24 protein-coding genes and 1 pseudogene are annotated in these 18984 nt (G+C 41.2%); 11 read left to right on the plus strand and 14 right to left on the minus strand.

The window, feature by feature from the left end; all coding sequences use genetic code 11:
- Positions 1-366: 366 nt before the first annotated feature.
- Both HG267_RS37570 and HG267_RS37575 read left to right on the plus strand, forming a co-directional pair.
- A complete protein-coding gene (locus tag HG267_RS37570) occupies positions 367-2607 on the plus strand; it encodes a caspase family protein (protein ID WP_045873633.1) in 2241 nt (746 codons plus the stop codon).
- A 179-nt stretch (positions 2608-2786) separates the two neighbouring features.
- A complete protein-coding gene (locus HG267_RS37575) occupies positions 2787-3023 on the plus strand; it encodes a hypothetical protein (protein WP_168161035.1) in 237 nt (78 codons plus the stop codon).
- 57 nt (positions 3024-3080) lie between these two features.
- Here HG267_RS37575 and HG267_RS37580 read toward each other — a convergent pair whose 3' ends face one another.
- Positions 3081-3302 carry a hypothetical protein gene (locus HG267_RS37580; protein WP_155539589.1) on the minus strand — a complete coding sequence of 74 codons (222 nt, stop codon included), beginning with the start codon at positions 3300-3302 and terminating at the stop codon, positions 3081-3083.
- Between the two features lie 313 nt (positions 3303-3615).
- Here HG267_RS37580 and HG267_RS37585 point away from each other — a divergent pair.
- Positions 3616-4927, plus strand: a pseudogene (locus HG267_RS37585) (IS701 family transposase).
- On the opposite strand, the gene HG267_RS37590 reads toward HG267_RS37585, so the two are convergent.
- From HG267_RS37590 to HG267_RS37625, 8 genes are all read right to left on the minus strand, one after another.
- A complete protein-coding gene (locus HG267_RS37590) occupies positions 4924-6804 on the minus strand; it encodes a hypothetical protein (RefSeq protein WP_052335363.1) in 1881 nt (626 codons plus the stop codon). The pseudogene HG267_RS37585 and the gene HG267_RS37590 sit on opposite strands and share 4 nt — an antisense overlap.
- A gap of 253 nt (positions 6805-7057) precedes the next feature.
- The gene (locus HG267_RS37595) at positions 7058-7762 is read right to left on the minus strand and encodes a hypothetical protein (protein WP_045873465.1); all 705 of its coding nucleotides are present in this window, start codon (positions 7760-7762) and stop codon (positions 7058-7060) included.
- Between the two features lie 14 nt (positions 7763-7776).
- Positions 7777-8184, minus strand: coding sequence for a hypothetical protein (locus tag HG267_RS37600; protein ID WP_309227754.1), 408 nt, complete (start codon positions 8182-8184; stop codon positions 7777-7779).
- Complete coding sequence (locus tag HG267_RS37605; protein WP_045873466.1) at positions 8181-8513, minus strand: hypothetical protein; 333 nt, start codon at positions 8511-8513, stop codon at positions 8181-8183. Before HG267_RS37605 ends, HG267_RS37600 begins: the two co-directional genes overlap by 4 nt.
- A complete protein-coding gene (locus tag HG267_RS37610; RefSeq protein WP_155539556.1) occupies positions 8510-8683 on the minus strand; it encodes a hypothetical protein in 174 nt (57 codons plus the stop codon). The genes HG267_RS37605 and HG267_RS37610 overlap by 4 nt, the downstream gene beginning before the upstream one ends.
- A gap of 113 nt (positions 8684-8796) precedes the next feature.
- Entirely contained in the window at positions 8797-9366 is a 570-nt protein-coding gene (locus tag HG267_RS37615; RefSeq protein ID WP_045873467.1) for a hypothetical protein, read from the minus strand.
- 3 nt (positions 9367-9369) lie between these two features.
- Positions 9370-9720, minus strand: a complete 351-nt coding sequence (locus HG267_RS37620) for a hypothetical protein (RefSeq protein WP_045873468.1) — start codon at positions 9718-9720, stop codon at positions 9370-9372.
- 82 nt (positions 9721-9802) lie between these two features.
- Positions 9803-10012 (minus strand): hypothetical protein, encoded by a 210-nt coding sequence (locus HG267_RS37625; RefSeq protein WP_045873469.1) that lies wholly within the window; start codon positions 10010-10012, stop codon positions 9803-9805.
- Positions 10013-10139: 127 nt separating this feature from the next.
- Here HG267_RS37625 and HG267_RS37630 point away from each other — a divergent pair, with 127 nt between their 5' ends.
- From HG267_RS37630 to HG267_RS37640, 3 genes are read left to right on the plus strand one after another with little or no spacing between them, the layout of a single operon-like run.
- Positions 10140-10415 carry a hypothetical protein gene (locus tag HG267_RS37630; RefSeq protein WP_045873470.1) on the plus strand — a complete coding sequence of 92 codons (276 nt, stop codon included), beginning with the start codon at positions 10140-10142 and terminating at the stop codon, positions 10413-10415.
- Between the two features lie 24 nt (positions 10416-10439).
- On the plus strand, positions 10440-10772 hold the full coding sequence (locus HG267_RS37635) for a DUF5674 family protein (protein WP_045873471.1): 333 nt from the start codon (positions 10440-10442) through the stop codon (positions 10770-10772).
- Positions 10769-11143: a hypothetical protein gene (locus tag HG267_RS37640; RefSeq protein WP_045873472.1), complete on the plus strand. Its 375-nt coding sequence runs from the start codon at positions 10769-10771 to the stop codon at positions 11141-11143. Before HG267_RS37635 ends, HG267_RS37640 begins: the two co-directional genes overlap by 4 nt.
- Before the next feature lie 83 nt (positions 11144-11226).
- On the opposite strand, the gene HG267_RS37645 is transcribed toward HG267_RS37640, so the two are convergent.
- The 5 genes from HG267_RS37645 to HG267_RS37665 all read right to left on the minus strand — a co-directional run bounded on the left by HG267_RS37645 (position 11227) and on the right by HG267_RS37665 (position 13974).
- Positions 11227-11457 (minus strand): hypothetical protein, encoded by a 231-nt coding sequence (locus HG267_RS37645; RefSeq protein ID WP_045873473.1) that lies wholly within the window; start codon positions 11455-11457, stop codon positions 11227-11229.
- Between the two features lie 96 nt (positions 11458-11553).
- On the minus strand, positions 11554-11784 hold the full coding sequence (locus tag HG267_RS37650; protein ID WP_045873474.1) for a hypothetical protein: 231 nt from the start codon (positions 11782-11784) through the stop codon (positions 11554-11556).
- Positions 11785-11805: 21 nt separating this feature from the next.
- Complete coding sequence (locus tag HG267_RS37655; RefSeq protein ID WP_045873475.1) at positions 11806-12663, minus strand: hypothetical protein; 858 nt, start codon at positions 12661-12663, stop codon at positions 11806-11808.
- A 2-nt stretch (positions 12664-12665) separates the two neighbouring features.
- Entirely contained in the window at positions 12666-12935 is a 270-nt protein-coding gene (locus HG267_RS37660; RefSeq protein ID WP_045873476.1) for a hypothetical protein, read from the minus strand.
- Positions 12936-13176: 241 nt separating this feature from the next.
- Positions 13177-13974 (minus strand): hypothetical protein, encoded by a 798-nt coding sequence (locus tag HG267_RS37665; protein WP_228045721.1) that lies wholly within the window; start codon positions 13972-13974, stop codon positions 13177-13179.
- A 494-nt stretch (positions 13975-14468) separates the two neighbouring features.
- Between HG267_RS37665 and HG267_RS37670 the strand changes: the two genes are divergently transcribed.
- From HG267_RS37670 to HG267_RS37690, 5 genes are all read left to right on the plus strand, one after another.
- Positions 14469-14765 (plus strand): helix-turn-helix domain-containing protein, encoded by a 297-nt coding sequence (locus HG267_RS37670; protein WP_045873477.1) that lies wholly within the window; start codon positions 14469-14471, stop codon positions 14763-14765.
- Between the two features lie 199 nt (positions 14766-14964).
- Entirely contained in the window at positions 14965-15771 is an 807-nt protein-coding gene (locus HG267_RS37675) for a hypothetical protein (protein WP_045873478.1), read from the plus strand.
- Positions 15758-16348 (plus strand): alpha-ketoglutarate-dependent dioxygenase AlkB family protein, encoded by a 591-nt coding sequence (locus HG267_RS37680; RefSeq protein ID WP_263420091.1) that lies wholly within the window; start codon positions 15758-15760, stop codon positions 16346-16348. The genes HG267_RS37675 and HG267_RS37680 overlap by 14 nt, the downstream gene beginning before the upstream one ends.
- Complete coding sequence (locus HG267_RS37685; protein WP_081584121.1) at positions 16345-17322, plus strand: hypothetical protein; 978 nt, start codon at positions 16345-16347, stop codon at positions 17320-17322. Before HG267_RS37680 ends, HG267_RS37685 begins: the two co-directional genes overlap by 4 nt.
- 345 nt (positions 17323-17667) lie before the next feature.
- Entirely contained in the window at positions 17668-18978 is a 1311-nt protein-coding gene (locus HG267_RS37690; protein ID WP_096621593.1) for an IS701 family transposase, read from the plus strand.
- Positions 18979-18984 lie beyond the last annotated feature (6 nt).

Here is an 18984-nt window from a genome sequence, read left to right on the forward strand (position 1 = left end):
GTTCTCGGCGGTATGGGGGTATGCAAGTTTACAGAAACTTTAAATGGAACGTTCATAGCTGCTTGGAATATCAACCAATCACGCAGACAGTTTTTCCAGCTTCAGCCAACAGTGTTGCATTCTGACGTACTTATAGGAAGAATAGCAGCTTCCGAATTCTCAGTTATTCGCCAAGTTGCATACCCCCCCCAATACTTCTCGGTTAAGGATTTTTAACTCGGAATTTGGTTTGGGGAAAAGGTGACTGGGTTTGGGTTAAAGGTTTTATCTTGCCCCTTTTGCCCTTAACCGACAAGTATTGCATACCCCCCCATACCCCCAGAACTATAAATAACCAGCAAATCTCAAATCTCAAATTTAAAACCTATGTCTCAAATCAAACGCCGTCAATTTCTGCAATTTGCTGGTTCCACATTGGCGAGTATTGGTTTCAGCCAGTTAGATATCATCCACCAGGGAGATAAATACGCCAAAGTTCTGGCGCAAAATTCACCCCGCAAACTGGCGCTACTAGTAGGAATTAATGAATACAGAAATGGTATCCCGCCACTAGCAGGTTGCATTTATGATGTGCAGTTACAAAAAGAATTACTAACTCACCGCTTTGGTTTTAACGAAAAAGATATTGTTACACTCACCGACGCACAAGCTACACGCCAAAATATCTTGACAGCCTTTGAACAACACCTCATCAACCAAGCTAAACCAGGGGATATTGTAGTATTTCACTTTTCTGGGCATGGTTCACGAGTAATTGACCCAGACAAGGACGAAAAAGATGGATACAACAGTACACTGGTTCCCGTTGATTCTAGATTACCCCAAAGCGGTGGCGTAGCCCAAGACATCATGGGACATACTCTGTTTTTACTCATGTATGCATTAAAAACAGATAATGTCACCGCTGTTTTAGATTGTTGTCATTCTGGTGGTGCAAAACGGGGCAATTTTCTTGTACGTACTCGTTCAGAAGTTCCAAATGTGAAAGCTATTGAGGCAGAATTGGAATATCAACGCCAATGGTTAAAGCGATTGAATCTGTCAGAAAAAGAATATAGAACACTGCGTAAACAAATAGCTAAAGGAGTTGTTCTCGCTTCTGCAAGACGCGATCAATTTGCTGTTGATGCAACTTTTAGTGATTTTTCAGCAGGAGCATTTACTTATGCTTTAACTAATTATTTATGGCAAAAGTCAGCAAATCAATCTGTCAACAAACTCTTTGCTGATGTGAGTCGTACTACTGCAAGTTTGGCATACCAAAATTTTGGCATTCAATACCCAGAGTTAGAAATTAACGTCAAAGGCAATTCTGAACCACAGCTTTACTTTAGTCCTTTTACAACATCCTACGGCGATGCAGTTGTGACTCAAACTAAAGGTGACCAAGTAGAATTGTGGTTAGGTGGTATAGATCCCCAATCTCTAGATGCATTTAATAAAAATAATGCAGCTTTTAGCCTTGTTGATAGCAACGGTAAAGAACGAGGACTAATTAGATTAGAATCTCGTCAAGGTTTAGTCGCCAAAGGTAGATTAACCGCATCTACAAAAGGAAATGCAGAATTACAAAGTGGAATGCTTGTACAAGAACGTTTGCGAGGCATCCCCACTGATATAACATTAAATATTGGACTAGATGACACATTTGACAATAACACTACTGCCCAAACTACACAAGCTTTAAAAGCACTCAACCGTGTTACACCCGTACCTTTGAGACAAAAAGAAGTACAATATATCTTTGGTCGCATGACCAAAGAAAGATATCAGCAATTACAGAAATTTAAAATAGCAAATCTTCCGAATGTAGGCAGTTTAGGCTTATTTTTACCATCATTAGACCAAATAATTCCTAAATCCTTCGGTGAAACTAATGAAACTATCCCGGCGGCAGTAGAGCGATTAAAATCTAAATTAAAATCATTATTAGCAGCGCGAATTGTCAAGAAAATGGTACGCAATACCAATACATCGCGCCTCAAAGTTAACGCGTCAATGATTATTGCGAATAGCCAAACAATTGTTAGTGAATCTTTTACAGTTCGTGGTCGCGAAAATTCTCAACAACCTGCAAATACTAGTAAGATTCAAGATGGTGGTATTGCACAATTACCTATTAATACGCAAATAGCATTTAAAGTTGAAAATCTAGAATCTGTACCTCTTTATCTCAGCATTTTAGTAATTGACGCTGAAGGTGAAATGGCAGTTATCTTTCCTGATAACCAACTTGTTTCTGCTTCAGAAGATGCAGTCACCATAGCACCAGGTGAAAAGCGAGTTATTCCTGAAGATGATGAGATGACACTCACTATCAGCGAACCATTAGGAATTACCGAAGCATTAATTATTGCTAGTACATCACCATTGCGAGAGTCACTGCAAGCACTGCAAAAAATTGCTAGAAGAGGAGATACTACTAAACGTAGTGCATTCGCTGCAAATGATGAGTTTTTAGATGTAGCAGATAAGTTACTTCAAGATTTAGATACTGCCACACGTAGTGCGACAAACGCTGAAGCACAGCAGTTACCTGCGGGAGTGCGCGGTGTAGATGTTAAGAAACTGGCTGCAATGTCAATTACCTTAGAAGTAGTTAGTTAAAGGGGACTGGGGAGTAGGAATTTTAGATTTTAGATTTTAGATTTTAGATTTTGGATTTTAAATTTTAGATTTAAACCTAATCCAAAATTGCAAATCCGTCTTCTCTCAAAGGGAGAGGCTACGCCAAGAAAAGTTTGCAAGGGCGGGGGGAACCCTCCTTCGGATTCACCACTTTGCTTATGCCGGGAAACCCGTCCACCGCAAGTGGTTCACCGCACGCAACTTTTGTCTTCTCTACGAGAGGCTGCGCCCGACGCGTTCGCGAAGCGTCTCGTAGAGAAGCGATGCCGCAGGCTTTACGACACGCTACGGGTAGCTTGCTTCTCCGCAGGAGTACGCAAAATCCAAAATTGAATTGCCCCATGCCCAAGAACTTCATCCACGAATGGGAGTTTTTCAAACTAGAATTAGCATAAAAAATAGCTTTTATTTCCGGTTGACTTCCGGAACTCAATCGGAACTCAACCCGAACTCTAATGCCCAAAACGTAGACTAGAAGACACAACCCGCCACAGCATCAAAAAAAGACGAACCACCGATGGATACTGGCTTTTGGCTGAGTATTGGATGGTGGTCAGACAAGCATGAGTATCTTCTGTGTTGCGACCGAAACCACAGTCATTACGGAGTCGTACTCGACGGACACGATAGCCACCCTTGGCTAAACGGCGTTGAATTTGGTGGCTGCTATCCAAGAGCTAAGTCTTTTTTAGAGTGGTTGCTCCTGCATGGTGGCAGTTAATTATGATGTTGCACCTGTTTTAGCAGACGTATTCGATTGAGCGGTTTCAAGCCTATCATTTCAGGTAGGTAGTTCCTCCTAAAGCCTGTTACATGATGTTTAAGGAAAGAGCTATTCAACATCGCACATCAGTTGTTTATACTCCGAAACAGCATTTCGATAAGCCTCATTCTCCCCAGGTCTTGCATCCCAAAGGATTCTAACCCTGTTTTGTCACTCTGGCAGTAGTATAATAAGGTAAAAATGCTAGAACCAAGACACAGAGCATGGTACAGCCCCGTCCAGCCGCACCAACAGTCAAATTTGTGGACGAATATTGCCAGTGGTATAAAAGTCTGTTTCCAGATGTTAGGAGTTTCGAGGCTTTTAAATATCTCCATGTAGGCTGCATTTCTGATCTAAAACGTAAAACATTGCCAGAAATAGCAAAAATCGTAGGATTAGATAACCAGCAAGGGTTGCATCATTTTCTAACTACATCACCTTGGGATATAGAAAAGTTAAGAACCTTAAGGTTAGAGTTAATTTTACAAGTGCTAAAAAGGTAGACCAATCATTTTAATTATTGATGAGACAGGGGATAAAAAGAAAGGGAGCAAGACAGATTATGTGAAACGGCAGTATATAGGAAATTTGGGAAAAACAGATAATGGAATTGTGGCAGTGACAGTATATGGTGTTTTCTGTGGGATGACATTTCCATTACTGTTTGAAGTGTATAAACCCAGGGAAAGATTACAGGCAGGAGATAAGTACCGCACTAAACCAGAAATAGCAGCAATACTGATAAAAAAGCTACAATCAATGGGTTTTAAATTCAACTTAGTACTTGCAGATAGCTTATATGGAGAGAGTGGTAAGAATTTCATATCTGTATTAGATGAACTAAACTTGAACTATATAGTAGCGATTCGGTCAAATCATTATGTAGAAATACTTCCACGACAACATATTCAATATTTAAAGTGGCAGAAGTTTCAAAGGGTATTCTCTGACTTGAGTCGGGAAAATCGATTTATTAGAGAAATTATTCCGGGAAAACGTGGAGAACTTAGATATTGGCAAATTACTACAGATCCAGAAAATTTGCCTGATAACACTACTTGGTATGTGATGAGTAAATATCCAGACATTACGCCAAGAGAAGTTGGAAATTTTTACGGTTTAAGAACTTGGGTCGAGTACGGGTTAAAACAAAGTAAGAATGAATTAGGTTGGTCAGATTTTCGCCTGACTCACTACCCAGATATTGAGCGATGGTGGGAAATTATTTGCAGTGCTTATTTAATGGTTAGTCTGCATTCGGAGCAACTGTTTCAGTCTCCATCACAACGAGAGTCAAAATTTGTTTCACATCCTTGGTGGGATAATGGAAATGGCTGGAAGAACATTCTTAACAATCTTCGTTTGATTATTCAACCTTTTACTTTATTTAATCTGATATATCCCTGGTTAACGGTTTTTCCTATTCCTCAATTAGCTTTGGGTTTTTTTAAACTTCAATCTATTATTTATAGCCTCACCAGTTCAATTTTTATATCCCTGATTCACCCTGATTTCTACTTTTCCTCTGCCTAGAGTGACAAAAGAGGGTTAAGATTCATTTCGTTTCGCAAGCGCAAAATCTCCGCTATTGCCTCATTTCGGAGTAAGGCGAAACGAGTGAAACGCGGCTGTTGTGAATCAAAACTATTGATTTCGCGTAGTTTCGGCGTTTCGGATGATTGTTTCGCCGTTTCGCTAGGTAAGGAATCCGAAATGGCTTCATCAGCATGGAAACTCGACTCCAGTCTCTTGATAGTGTCGATATCAGAACTAATAAATTCTCCGGGAGTAGGAGGTTGGAAGCCCTCAAGAAAAGTTCTGGAATCACGGTCATAGCCAGAATGATTTTCTAGCTTGGGCATTGCAAACCAATTATTTAAACCACCATGATAAACTGCTCGGTTTACAGGTGAAGCATCAATGAACTCCTGAAGTTTGGCATCACTGATTTTCTGAGAACTGGGGATGAAGCCAGTAGAAATCATCGCACTATAGGCTGCAATATTTACACCAGAGACAATCGCCAGGGGAGTAAATTGCGATCGCAATCCGCCGCTAATCCCCAAATCCTCAGTATGGGGATTCTGGGCTAAAATCCAAACTCTAATCCCCGCAGAATCACCGCAGGAAGTATAACTAGTCAATTTTCCCTTGAGCCAGTCGAGTTGCTTTGCGATTTTAAATTGACTGCCAATCTGCGTCCCTTCGTCAAAAGCCAGCAATTTGTCACCCCTGATGGTATCGAATTCTTTAATGCAATTTTGGAACCAACTGACAATTTCAACAGGAGTCATCGATGGAGTAGAAGCCCGTTTGAGGACATCTACACAACCAGAGAAATAACCAGTCTCCTTTGGGTCGTTTTTGGGGTCGATGTAAAAAATGGTAGTTTGCGGATGCAATTGTTTAATTCGCCGCAAAGCATTACTGACAAGCAAACCTTTGCCAGCCCCAGGAATACCTATAATTAAATGATTAGAAATCCGTTGTGACATCTTCTCAATTACATCAAGTGTTTGCGCTCTTTGGGGACTGTATTCATCAATGTGCGTGTTAGTTTCATCAATTGGTATAGGATTTGAGGAATTAGATGAAGGAATACCAAGTGGTAAATTAGTTATTGGTGCGGCTAAAGGTAAGTGAGCAATAGGTGGAGGGGGTAAGTTAATTTGAGGTGCTTCTAATTGTGGTGGGCGTATTTGTTGAATCGCTTGAACATGATGATAGTTAACTCTAGGGTCAACTGACACTTTGGCAAGATGCTGATTGAGTTGGTCAAACGTAGGGAAGACACCGCGAAAATTGACAAAGCAATCAAGCAAATATCGGTAAGCGTAAAAGCGTTTTCCCGGTTCCACAATATTAATAAACTCAGTTAAGGTATGAGTGTGCTGCCTGAGCATGGCAAATTCATAACGCTCGCACGGTTCTAAATGATGCATCAAGTCAACAAATTCGTTTTGATTTGAGAACCATTCTTCTCTGGCTTGACTATCACCCATCGCTGATAAAAACTCAAAGAAGTTACCTCGAATAAAGGGTATGGGGGCAAACTGATGGGAAGCATTCATGTCAGTTGCAACCGCCCAAACATACCCAGCACTGGCAATTAATGCACCGATGGGTGCCAAAGGACTGGTAGCATAACAAACTGCTCCAATTGCCCCACCAGCAAGAGTGATGAGTTTCGAGAGGTTCATCCCGGCTCGCTCATCTTTGGCTCTAATTAATAGCTGATCGGTACGTTCAACTAACCAAGCCGCAACATTTCCCGCTTCCAAGTGTTCTATTGAAGGATAATCTTCTCTGAGCCGAGCAGTTTCTAGCGTAGTTAAAGATGGTACTTGGTTTCCCTGATGAGTCTGGTTTTCATGAGATGTAGGGTCTGGTTGATAATTTATAAAATCCATAGAGTTCACCAATACTGATTACCAAAATAGAATTCAGGAGTCAGGAGTCAGAATTCAGTATGAATTCTGTACGACTGGCGGATAGCGTAGCGTTAACGAGTCCTCGTTCGCGCAGCGTCTCGTAGAGAGCGTCTGAATAAGTGGGTTTAAGACCCCCGCTAAATTAAAAATTTAGCGGTCTACAATTAGTGGCGGGTCTGAATCCCCCACTAATTGCATTCTGACTCCTGACTTCTGACTTCGGGATTCTTCTTCATTTGGTTAATTTCCAGATGGTGTAGCCGATTTCACCAGCCATCATTGAGCCTAAGTTGTAGACAAGGCAGGCAAGAATAATACTGGGATTGGTGAAAGCGAAAGGGTTGCGTCCAACGAAGGTGGTTGTTAGGTCAAAAATCCAAAAGAACAAAGCAACCGCACCGCCTGTGTGTCGTTCTTTCATGCCAGCAACCTTGTAATCCCGCCACAATGCCTGTGTTAGGTCAATGGTGCCACTGGGTTTGCCGCCTAATGTAAACTGCTTGGAATATTCAAACTCGGTTTTCGCTTCTTCTGGGCGTTTACCACGCAATGTTCGAGCTTGCATTACTTGGACTAACGCAGATATGCCAAAAGATAACCAGAATAATGGGTTGAAGGGCAGTGTTAACCACCCAATCCAACCAATCCAATTTTGCTCAAACCAAGGAAACAAAGGAGTTCCAGCAAACATCGTCTGCCAAATGCCATCAGTACTAAGTAAAGAGCCGATGAAAAAGCCGAGTGCGCCGATGATTTTCGTACCGCCAGAACCAGGGGTAACGAACTGTGCCAGGATATGGGAAACGAAAGACACGGGGATGGAAATAATATCAACAATCCATCCAGCTAAGATTTCTATGTAGTCAGAAACTCCCTTCCTTTTCTGAGTCTGCTTTTCGGTTGCTTGCTCAGAAGATGAATTTTTCTGAGTATCCATGTTTTTTAGACCCCCTAACCTGGTGCATCAGTGCAAGCATTTTTGTAGTGATATTTCCATTGCCATTGCCGAGCAGATATCCGCCCTATGCAAGCACCGGCAGAGTCATAAACATAAATCATTTCCGACTCTAACCAACCTGTAGTTTCTGGGCGTGGATCTCGTTTTGGGTTATCAATGTACTGCCGGATTTTCAGTTTTTGAGTATTGGGCATGACTTGGGTTTGGGCTAACTTTAAGGCTGTTAGCTGGCGTTGCTCGATGCGTGAGCGCTCTACATCTTCACTCTGTTCAATTTGTGCGGCAGCGTTAAATGATTGAAATTGGGATGGGAGTTTGAGGAATAGGGGTGATGCAATTAAAGCTATTCCTATAAAACCGAGTATTGCTTGTCCAAGGTATTTATTAGCACTAATAGTCACGATTTCTCTCCGATCAATTTCGCTGATATGCCAGCAGTAAAGCCTAAAGTCATGGCAGCTATGGTTACATTGGGCTTTACCAGTAATGTTGAAATCCCGATCGCGGCGGCCCAGAAACAACCATTCGCAATAGCAATTAATCGCTTGTTTTTTGGCTTGGTTATTTGGTCGTTGATCACCTGATGTACGATTGCGTAATCTTCCAGCTCAGTCAGAATGTCTGTTACAGAAGCACCGTACTCTTTTTCAAGTCTTGTAATTGCTATTTGGTCAAGCTTGACTGGGCTGGTTGCTAATTTCTCCAATGCTTGTGCGAGTTTGGGGGTCATTTTGAAACACGCCCCAAAATTGCAAAACCTGCACCAACAACTATTCCTAAAGCTGGGAGCAATCCAGCAGAAAGTACCCCAGTAGCGATCGCACTTCCTACAAGATAGCTACTACCACCCAAAGCACCCAAAACTGAAGTGGCAAATAAACTTGTACTGAGAATATCCATAACTGTCTTTTTCCTTTGAGATTTCAAGATTTCTTGCAGTAGTTGTATTTGAGCAACAGTAGCGACAGTCTCCTGATGGAGTTGTAGAGCAAGTGCTACTGTTGAATAAGCTTCTAGAAGCGAATCTGTGTCCCCATTGAGCTGACTCGTTCTCTCAAAAGGTTCAGTCGCTGTTTGAGTTGTTCCTTTTTGCGAATGGACTCCCCCAATCTTGTTGAGGCTTCTTCGGCTAGGTTAATTAAGCTCTGATCAATCTCCGCTATTTGATTGTCAACTTCAAGCAGAGATTGCTCCGCAAAAGCGTCTAGCACAGTTCCTTTAGCTGCAATCAAGGATTCCATGAACAACAATGCGCCTGTTACCCCAGTGGAAGCCCCCAATATTTTCGATTGTTCGTTTTGAACGGCGATCGCTCCTGATATCGTCTGTTTATCTGCTGCTGTTAGCTTGTATGACGCTTGTTGAATTGCCTCGTCAGCCTTTGTAATTGTGGCTTCTCCCATGCCATTGAATGGTTGCGAGTCCGGCTTTTGGTCTTGTTTGACTTTTGAATGAGCAGCCAGAAATTCTTCGGGGAGTGAGGAATTGATTGTCCAAGTTTGGCCTGGGAAATTTTTGCGGAACTCGTCAACTAACTTACCCGGCTTTATACCAATAGATTCTGCATATTCTTTGATAGTCATTATCTAAACTCCTGTAAATTTTTCTGGGTGTTGTTTTAACTCGACTGCGGTTTTGATTAAACCCTTAAGTAAAACGCAAGTCCTAATTTGTTGCAGAACTGGTAGATGCCAATTAGTCAATTTGACATGGCGATTTAATCCACCATTCTCTTCATCTCTAAAATCAGCAAAACTTGGGAGATATAAAGAAGCTAAATCTAGATATGTTCTTAACTGCCTTTCACTAATTTGTGGTTTCAATCTCAGAGCTGCTTGTTGTCTTGTGAGAACTTCTTCAACAGAGCAAGAACCTTTCAGTTGCAATACTTTCCCTCCTTTCACTTCCGATTGACTTCCGATGAACTTCCGATTCATTTCCGGAAGTGCTGATATCAATCATAAAAAAACCGCAATATTGCGGGTAGTGTTTGTGTAACCTCTTTGTGTTTCTCCAACACTAAGCTAAAGCTAATATTTTATGGATAGCTCCGAAGTGGTTCAGTACATATGGCTTAGGTTCTACAAATCTAGAACTATTTTCATCAGCTAACCAGTTTTTTAATGTTTCAACTGAATACCCTGACAATTTGCTCATTTGGTAAATCGAAAACTTATGAATCTTTTTAAAATCTTTAGGATGTATGGGATTAATACTAATAGTTACCATAGACAATTGCTCCTACTATTTGTGAAGCTTTGTGGGATGATCCTCTTATTTACCGTACTATACCGTACAAAATTTGTAACTATAACGTAATTTGCCGTACTATCAGAAAACTATTTCTCTGTTATGTATGCCAAAGCCAGGATATAAAACTATCACAGTTCCCGACTGGATAATTGATGAAATTAAAAGACAACCTGATTACCAGGGGAATCAAGCTGCTACACTGGGAAGATTGATTAAAGATGCGGTTGCGGCTCGCAGCGGAGATTTAGAAAGCCCAGAATTAATTACTGGACGTATCCTCAATCATCTGCCTCATTGGGATAGAGAGAAATCTTGGGAGTTAGCGCTAACTATTTTAAGCTGGCTACAAAAAAGCGAGCGCTCTGACCATGAGCTTTGATAACATACAGGGGTGTTCAAGAGAATGATTCTTTTGTTACGCAATCGCGCTACAAGTGAGCAACTTGAACAAATGTTAGAACAGCACAAGTTCTACATTAAAACAGCAGTAGATATTGAGCGTAGAGTATTAGTTGGCGGCGGTGAGCTACACGTTGATTGTGAACAAGTGCTGTTGGATGATGGTAGTAGACAGCAGGATATTTGGGCTGCTAGTTTCATGCCAGTGACTGGGAGGATTATATGCGAATCTATGGTTAATCTGCGTCCTCGCCAAAATCGGTCAATGGAAATTTTAGACTCTAATATTAGAGAAAGAGTTGCTCAAATCATTATTGAGTTCTTGGGAAACTTATGATTGAAATGACACCACAACAGCAAATTTTTATCCAAGATGATGTTTCCACTCGCCTGCATCACTTGGCAAATCACTTATCGCAAATTCATTCTTTATGGGCTGGGGAGTCATCGAAGGATTTGATGCTAAATCTGGTAAAAGAAAGTCGTTACTTTATAGAGTGGACTGTGCCTGACATGGTGAAAGCCGATGACATTGACAGGGCTTGTGAGTTAGTTGATTTAGCGCGTTTAATGAGTAATTGGTTATTCCATTGGAACGAGATGTGGTCTGATGCTGAACAAAAGCGGGTCGCACAGAAAAAGACCCAAAACTGGTTGCATCGGGTTTTGGAAATAGCGGATACAAAGCCAGAATCACTGAGTGCCTAGTTTTTTGCTTTGTCTAGCTTGACCTCAACAAACGGCTCAAGACAAGCCATCGCCCCATCGCCTTACCCAGATAATGCAGTGCATCACCCAAATATGTCTTGATTTGGGTTTAAAACTTCCAAGGTTTGTGCAAGTGCCTGTATTGCATCTGCCAAACTCAAATCCCTTTTGTTATCGCATAAGAATTGATAAACTCCTGGGTTTTGCTCTTGAAAATCTACCAATGAATTGAGTATTTTCTCCAATTCTTCATGCACAGATTCTCTGGTTCTGCTGTCTAAGTACAGTGCTTTATCTAGAGTTTGTTCATTCATGATTTTCGGAGAATATAAAGAAGCGCTCTGTGATTAACAAAGCGCTTTGTAATTAATAAATTGTTGTAATTTGGTAACTATGTTTTGAGATTGCTCTCAATTTGTAGCGAATCTTGCCAACAATTCTTCACGAGTTAATTGAAAGCATAGAGGCGTAAATTCTTCTGGTTGTAGCTGTAACAAACTATCAATAACTCTTGACAGTTCTTCATCTACTGAACCAAATCTTACTTTAAGCAAATTTTCTACAACTTCGCGTCGTTCCTCCAGTCTTGCCTGCTGTTTTGTAGTTTCTTCCCATTGTTGATATGCTTGTGACAAGTTCATGATTAACTCCTGATCATCTTCTTATACCATCTGTGCAAAAGTCTGCTTTTGCACTTGCTGCATCCATTCCTTAATTGCTTGTACTTCATCCACACCATCAGCTACAACATTAACAACGTGTTTCTGATATGAATTAGCAGCATGATTGGGGTGGTCAAACTTATCTGATGCCCAAGCAATACACATGGTTTTCACAAGTTCATCAACTTTACTGTGATGAAGCTCACTGGGACTACTAGCATCTTGAAAACGTAACCATTCCTTGATTAAATCAAGCGGATAATTTAATAAAGTCCGAATTTGCTTTACTCGTAAATCTTGAGGATGTAGTGAAGATGTTACCCCAGTCTGCTTTGAAGTTGCTTGGGGTTGTGCAATAGATGGAACATAATCGACTGAATCTGAACTTGGAGTTAACTTCGATTGAACATCACGAATCATTATTGCCCAATCAGCATTTGGATTCCATTCTCGACGAATTTTAGTTTTAGTCAAAGCATTATAGAGATTGCAGAATACTGAATTTTCATCACCTGGAGTAGCAACAATTATTATAGGCTGAGTAAAATCTTTCACAACAGATGCAGCTAACAAGAATGATTTAGCAAAGTTTGTTTCAATCCCACTGCGGACGATATAAATTTCATCAGCTTGGACAACAATATCTAATTTTAGATTATCCTTGCCTTTGAAATCTTTATCTGTCAATCTTAGCTCCAAAATATAACCTGTTAATGCTCTTTGGCTGACAGGAATCTTTTTGTCTTGTTCAATTTCACAGTTATACCAAGCATAAATCCGACCATCAACCTCTAATTTCTTCACGTACATGTAAATTGGCTGTGGTGGATTACCTAATCCGAGTTTTATTTCAGCCATAATTAGAAATCATCCAGTTCAGTTTCAGTTTGGTTTTTAGTTGATTGTCGTTGCATTCGGGCTTTATTCATCTGATGAATTGAGTCTTGAATTACAGGCCTGGCAGCTTCTTTAACAGAAGCCTTAGCTTGTTGATATAAAAATTGCGTGACACCTTCTGCATCTTCTTCTGGGTCGATTTGTGCCCATAAAGAGCAACCCAATTCCAACGATTCATAATCACCTAAGTTAAATTTTCTGTGATAGGTGACAGCAATAGTCTTAATATCCATCAGGTTTTTCAATTCCTAATAATTAAGTGGATATTTGCAGTTGATTTTGCTAATTGAATTAATTTTGAGCGCGGTCAATTTTCATCTTATTGAAATTGATTCAGCGCTGTTCCTTGATTTAAACCCAAACTTTTTTAATGATTAACTCTTTTGAATGAATCTAATAAGACTTCTCACGTCCGGCTTATTATGCTGATATTGAGATGGTGGGCGCATTGTGCCCACCATATTCTCTCTTAAACTACGCGATTAACACCATACTTTCTGGAAGTGGCTTGTACTCCATAAGCCGCTTCCATTCCTCAGTTGTCAGTTGATCAAATGGTTTATCTAGCAACTCCTCACAAGACTTTGTTTCTAACCCAGGCAATACTTCAACCATCGACAATGACCACACGGCATCGAATGCAGAATCACAGGGTACTTGCTGCTGATGTTCTGATGACGCTCTGTTGACCCACCAGCGACCATCAGTGCATCCTGCCGAGCCTAGCTTTTTGTCGTTGTTATAGATACCGTCATCAAGGAGTTCAAAGCCAAATTTCTCACATTCCAAGGCAATTTGTGCCATGACTTCGTTACCCGTAGTATTGGCTGGAACTTTTTGCTTTTGTACAGGCAGTGTGCCTTGCTTGTGGTGCCAAACAATGTGGTTGTGGCACTTGGCCCAGCTGTTTGCACGATGTTGTTCGGTTGAGTTCACCAAGACTACCCAGCGTTGGGTTACGAATTCGTCGTGGTCATATGTAATGCTGGCTATCAGTTTGTCGCCAACGTAAATTTCGTAGTCGTAGCAGCTGATTTCGATAACTGTGAATTCTTCGGTTGCTACAACTTCACCCTGTTGTGTGATGTGCTGCTCTAGTTGGGCTTGAGCTAGAGCTTGTTCGTCAACAGCAAAAGAAGCAAAAATTGCTTGCTGTGTATGCGTTGTATGGGTCATAATGAAAATCTCCAGTAAATTTGGATAAAAGGCGATCGCAAACTTTCCAGGTTGGGCGATCGCCTTTGTTTTGAGTGTGTTGTGCTGAAAGCACAAGACTTTCCCATTAATTAAGCGTAGCTTTGTATTTGTTGCTCAAAGTCAGTGACGTTTGAGCATTACCACAGAAGACAAATGGTTTTAGTAGACGTATAAGGCTTTGAAAACGTTGAATGTTAACCCTTGTCCTGCTTTTTGGTAATTCTTATTCAGAACTTTCCTCAACCCTTATCTACCAGAAGCCGCTTTGACTATCCACTGCCTCTGTTACCTCAGGGTGTATTGTTTAGTTCAGTTGTCATAGTTCTGTAGTGCTGTTTGCTTTCCCCTTTTAGCGTTCGGGTGCGGGCAGTTTGCTATCCGTTACCCTAATACTTAACTAAATATATCGCTTTATCGATTAATCGGCAAGTCGATTAATCATCAGAAAAATCACTAAAAATCTAGAAAGCGATTAATATGTCGTATAGTCGCTTTATCGATTAATCGATAAAATGATGATACGTTTAATAAAGTAATCGATAAGTAATCGAAAATAGGAACGTAAGGAAATGACATCTCTAGCTTTAATGATGAATCCTCCCGTTCCGCCTAAGTACACCAAGCGTAGTGATAGAAAAGCCGTGCAGAACCTTAAGGTGAAGCTACGTTGCAAATTGCAAGATTTAATTGACGAACATGGGTTAACTCGAACAGCTTTAGCTGAGGCAACAGGGTTAACCGCAGGCGCAATACGTGGCTTATGCGAGAACACTGCAAAACGTTATGACGCTGATACCATAACTGTTTTATGTGTTTATTTTAATTGCCAAATTTCAGATTTCTTTGAATTGGTTCCAAAAGACTAATTCCAACTTGAGTAACAATGCCAAACATTAAGCGATCGCTTGCTATCCAAGATTAGTGATCGCTGCCCCAAAATCTTTAAATGAGCTTGAAAAGCTGAAATTATCAACTTCCAAGTTCAGACGTTAATAATTTGCCAATTAAATTGGCGGCATCTTTGCAATGCCGTGATTGTTCTATGCGTCAAAAATAGGAGGGAGTATGGACACACTGACATTTCAAATCAAAGATGAATTAGGATTTTGTACCCGTCAGAATGATGGCATCAGTGGAATGACCGTAACTGCACTGGCGAATTTTTGCGGTGTAGATCAGCCTGTAATTACAAATTTGTTAAATCGACTTAGAGATTCTGACTCGATATTAAATGAATTACCACCGTCATTGAAAAGCTTTGCTGGCAAGGACTGGAGGCTCATATTAAAGGATGGCGACAATAGCTTGTTCATCATTGATGAGGTGTGTCACGCGATTTTGGAATATTACGCCGTAGACGCTCGTAAATATAAAGGTAAGGCAATCGCTCTCGAGAATTACCGCATGGTTGCCAGAGCAGGACTGCGGGTATTCATCTGGTCGCAAACTGGTTATTCACCGCAGACCAAGAGCGCACAACAGTTGGCATTGCTCCAAGATATCCCTGCTATGCAACAGGCGATCGCTCAACTGCAATCCCAAATCCAAAACCTTCTACCACCATCTGCTGACTTCATACCCCCAGGCTGGAATGAGGAAGTATGGCGAAAGCTCCCCTCACAGGATAAGCGCCACTTCCGCTATATCTTCCGCCGTCGTGGCTTTCGCCCTTCAGGGCAAGGCACAAATGAGCAACTAGCATTACCTGCTGTGACTACTGAGCAATTGAAGCAACGACAACGAGCAGAATTTGAGCAGCTCGTCGGTGAGTCATCAGCCCAGGAGAAAGAAAAGTTAGAAGCAGCAAAACAACAAGCACTGAAACAACTTTGGTCACAAGGAGAACAAGATGATACAGATGTCCCTTTTTAACGAACGTACGCCAGTTTTACCAGTCACTTATTATCCAGAGTTCCTTAGCCAAGAGGAAGCTGGCGTGTTATACCAGCACTGCTTAAAACTGCAATGGCAACAGAACCAAATAAAAATGGTGGGTAAAACTTTACTTGTACCCCGGCTGGAATGCATCTACGGTGACGAAGGTTGTGAGTATTTGTATTCCAAAAGCGTGCTATTAAAACCATTGCCTTGGACTTCATCGCTGGCCCAGTTGAGAGACAGGATTACTGCTGTTACTGGCTACAGCTTCCGTATCGTCATTGGCAACCAGTATAGAAGTGGACAGGACAGCATAGGGTGGCACGCAGATAATGAATCGTCGATGGGCCTAAATCCGGCGATTGCATCTGTAAGTTTGGGTGCAGAGCGGAAGTTTCAGATAAAGCCCATCGGGGGCAAGCCGACTGATTTCTGGCTGGAACACGGGAGTTTGCTCTTTATGCACCCTGGTTGTCAGTCCACGCACCTTCATCAAGTTCCCAAAACCAAGAAATTGGTTGGCACAAGAATTAACTTAACTTTTCGTCCGCATGTAGGAGGCAACAAATGAGTACTGTTGTCTCTACCGAAAAAGCATCCGGGCTGGTGATATTGCGGCGAGAGTATCTGGAGATTACTGGTAACTTCTGTGCTGCCAAACTGATTGAGTATTTCCGACATTGGACAAAGTGGAAGCTCGAAAATCATCGCACTCCTTGGGTTTACCAGCCACTCAAGCGAATTTATGCTGACCTAATGGGTGAGCATAGTCTTCATGTCATTAGGAGTGCGATCGCACTGCTTGAGAGCATGGGTCTTATCGAGAAGCAGAAAAATCCTGGTAATGGGCAGGATAAGACTTGGCAGTATAAATTGCACCTTGATGTACTTAATCGTCTATTGGAACCTGGCAAGTGCAAAACTGAACCTTCAGAATTCAATGCAGAACAACACCATAGATCAGATCCTGAAACTTCTAAGCCACAACAAAACACTGCTGTTGAGTCAGGAAAGGATGAAGTAGAAGAAGAAAGCGAATATGAGCTAGTTCGCCAAGCACCAGAACCAGAGCAACCCCAGATTACTCGCTTTGTTGATGAATTAGAACTAGATCACTCAACTAGCGAGATAGACTCTCATGAGGACGAGTTTTCCGAGCCGGAAGTTGAAGTAGGTTCAAGTACGTATAAGCCCAGCAAACCCGAGATTGCTGAGGTTTGTACCGAGTTGCGGCGGTTGCGGATTAACCCAGAGCCGTGTTTGGGGGTGATGAAGAAATATTGGGCGAATGTGCCTGGGGCGATCGCACGAGTCAAGGAAGCAATTCATGAAGGCTGGTGTGATAATCCGACTGGCTTATTTATCAACAGCTGCAAGAGTGGGGCTAAGGGCAAGAATGTGGTGACATCGGATGTGAGTGCTTGGTTTGAGTGGGCGAGGAAGCAGCGGATTGCGATTGCGATGTCTGGCGGGGTCGTGTATACGCCTTCAGGGGATGCGGTGGAAGTACAGGAGATGATGCGACGGTATCCTATACAAGAGTAAGCTAGTAGATTAAGTATTGCGTTAATTTTAGCGATCGCTCACACTGACGATTGAACACTAATCAAAACATAGTTTATTGATCGCTGTTTGTACCAATGCTGCAGAAAGTGCGATCGCTTTTTCACCCCATCTCAGTTGAAATTGCACAATTCGCATAGTAGTTATGATGATGTGCATGTACACCCGGTGATCGCTTTTTGACAACATCTTGGTGATCTCTGTTGACTCAAATCTACGAGCGCAGCAAAAATCAGCAACCAAACAACAGTCACCATTCCCTAACCCTGTTTTGTCACTCTGGCAGTAGTATAATAAGGTAAAAATGCTAGAACCAAGACACAGAGCATGGTACAGCCCCGTCCAGCCGCACCAACAGTCAAATTTGTGGACGAATATTGCCAGTGGTATAAAAGTCTGTTTCCAGATGTTAGGAGTTTCGAGGCTTTTAAATATCTCCATGTAGGCTGCATTTCTGATCTAAAACGTAAAACATTGCCAGAAATAGCAAAAATCGTAGGATTAGATAACCAGCAAGGGTTGCATCATTTTCTAACTACATCACCTTGGGATATAGAAAAGTTAAGAACCTTAAGGTTAGAGTTAATTTTACAAGTGCTAAAAGGTAGACCAATCATTTTAATTATTGATGAGACAGGGGATAAAAAGAAAGGGAGCAAGACAGATTATGTGAAACGGCAGTATATAGGAAATTTGGGAAAAACAGATAATGGAATTGTGGCAGTGACAGTATATGGTGTTTTCTGTGGGATGACATTTCCATTACTGTTTGAAGTGTATAAACCCAGGGAAAGATTACAGGCAGGAGATAAGTACCGCACTAAACCAGAAATAGCAGCAATACTGATAAAAAAGCTACAATCAATGGGTTTTAAATTCAACTTAGTACTTGCAGATAGCTTATATGGAGAGAGTGGTAAGAATTTCATATCTGTATTAGATGAACTAAACTTGAACTATATAGTAGCGATTCGGTCAAATCATTATGTAGAAATACTTCCACGACAACATATTCAATATTTAAAGTGGCAGAAGTTTCAAAGGGTATTCTCTGACTTGAGTCGGGAAAATCGATTTATTAGAGAAATTATTCCGGGAAAACGTGGAGAACTTAGATATTGGCAAATTACTACAGATCCAGAAAATTTGCCTGATAACACTACTTGGTATGTGATGAGTAAATATCCAGACATTACGCCAAGAGAAGTTGGAAATTTTTACGGTTTAAGAACTTGGGTCGAGTACGGGTTAAAACAAAGTAAGAATGAATTAGGTTGGTCAGATTTTCGCCTGACTCACTACCCAGATATTGAGCGATGGTGGGAAATTATTTGCAGTGCTTATTTAATGGTTAGTCTGCATTCGGAGCAACTGTTTCAGTCTCCATCACAACGAGAGTCAAAATTTGTTTCACATCCTTGGTGGGATAATGGAAATGGCTGGAAGAACATTCTTAACAATCTTCGTTTGATTATTCAACCTTTTACTTTATTTAATCTGATATATCCCTGGTTAACGGTTTTTCCTATTCCTCAATTAGCTTTGGGTTTTTTTAAACTTCAATCTATTATTTATAGCCTCACCAGTTCAATTTTTATATCCCTGATTCACCCTGATTTCTACTTTTCCTCTGCCTAGAGTGAC

Origin of the sequence: Tolypothrix sp. PCC 7601 (assembly GCF_025677855.1) — a bacterium.
Lineage (GTDB): Bacteria > Cyanobacteriota > Cyanobacteriia > Cyanobacteriales > Nostocaceae > Aulosira > Aulosira diplosiphon.

Excerpts from the sequence above, each read along its gene's own strand:
- HG267_RS37640 (WP_045873472.1), top strand. The coding sequence starts at position 10,769 with ATGATTGAAATGACACCACAACAGCAAATTTTTATCCAAGATGATGTT.
- HG267_RS37615 (WP_045873467.1), bottom strand. The coding sequence starts at position 9,366 with ATGACTATCAAAGAATATGCAGAATCTATTGGTATAAAGCCGGGTAAG.
- HG267_RS37670 (WP_045873477.1), top strand. The coding sequence starts at position 14,469 with ATGACATCTCTAGCTTTAATGATGAATCCTCCCGTTCCGCCTAAGTAC.
- HG267_RS37605 (WP_045873466.1), bottom strand. The coding sequence starts at position 8,513 with ATGACCCCCAAACTCGCACAAGCATTGGAGAAATTAGCAACCAGCCCA.
- HG267_RS37595 (WP_045873465.1), bottom strand. The coding sequence starts at position 7,762 with ATGGATACTCAGAAAAATTCATCTTCTGAGCAAGCAACCGAAAAGCAG.
- HG267_RS37635 (WP_045873471.1), top strand. The coding sequence starts at position 10,440 with ATGATTCTTTTGTTACGCAATCGCGCTACAAGTGAGCAACTTGAACAA.
- HG267_RS37655 (WP_045873475.1), bottom strand. The coding sequence starts at position 12,663 with ATGGCTGAAATAAAACTCGGATTAGGTAATCCACCACAGCCAATTTAC.
- HG267_RS37610 (WP_155539556.1), bottom strand. The coding sequence starts at position 8,683 with ATGGATATTCTCAGTACAAGTTTATTTGCCACTTCAGTTTTGGGTGCT.
- HG267_RS37590 (WP_052335363.1), bottom strand. The coding sequence starts at position 6,804 with ATGGATTTTATAAATTATCAACCAGACCCTACATCTCATGAAAACCAG.
- HG267_RS37685 (WP_081584121.1), top strand. The coding sequence starts at position 16,345 with ATGAGTACTGTTGTCTCTACCGAAAAAGCATCCGGGCTGGTGATATTG.
- HG267_RS37660 (WP_045873476.1), bottom strand. The coding sequence starts at position 12,935 with ATGGATATTAAGACTATTGCTGTCACCTATCACAGAAAATTTAACTTA.
- HG267_RS37620 (WP_045873468.1), bottom strand. The coding sequence starts at position 9,720 with ATGAATCGGAAGTTCATCGGAAGTCAATCGGAAGTGAAAGGAGGGAAA.
- HG267_RS37690 (WP_096621593.1), top strand. The coding sequence starts at position 17,668 with ATGGTACAGCCCCGTCCAGCCGCACCAACAGTCAAATTTGTGGACGAA.
- HG267_RS37680 (WP_263420091.1), top strand. The coding sequence starts at position 15,758 with ATGTCCCTTTTTAACGAACGTACGCCAGTTTTACCAGTCACTTATTAT.
- HG267_RS37630 (WP_045873470.1), top strand. The coding sequence starts at position 10,140 with ATGCCAAAGCCAGGATATAAAACTATCACAGTTCCCGACTGGATAATT.
- HG267_RS37575 (WP_168161035.1), top strand. The coding sequence starts at position 2,787 with ATGCCGGGAAACCCGTCCACCGCAAGTGGTTCACCGCACGCAACTTTT.
- HG267_RS37570 (WP_045873633.1), top strand. The coding sequence starts at position 367 with ATGTCTCAAATCAAACGCCGTCAATTTCTGCAATTTGCTGGTTCCACA.
- HG267_RS37645 (WP_045873473.1), bottom strand. The coding sequence starts at position 11,457 with ATGAATGAACAAACTCTAGATAAAGCACTGTACTTAGACAGCAGAACC.
- HG267_RS37625 (WP_045873469.1), bottom strand. The coding sequence starts at position 10,012 with ATGGTAACTATTAGTATTAATCCCATACATCCTAAAGATTTTAAAAAG.
- HG267_RS37675 (WP_045873478.1), top strand. The coding sequence starts at position 14,965 with ATGGACACACTGACATTTCAAATCAAAGATGAATTAGGATTTTGTACC.
- HG267_RS37650 (WP_045873474.1), bottom strand. The coding sequence starts at position 11,784 with ATGAACTTGTCACAAGCATATCAACAATGGGAAGAAACTACAAAACAG.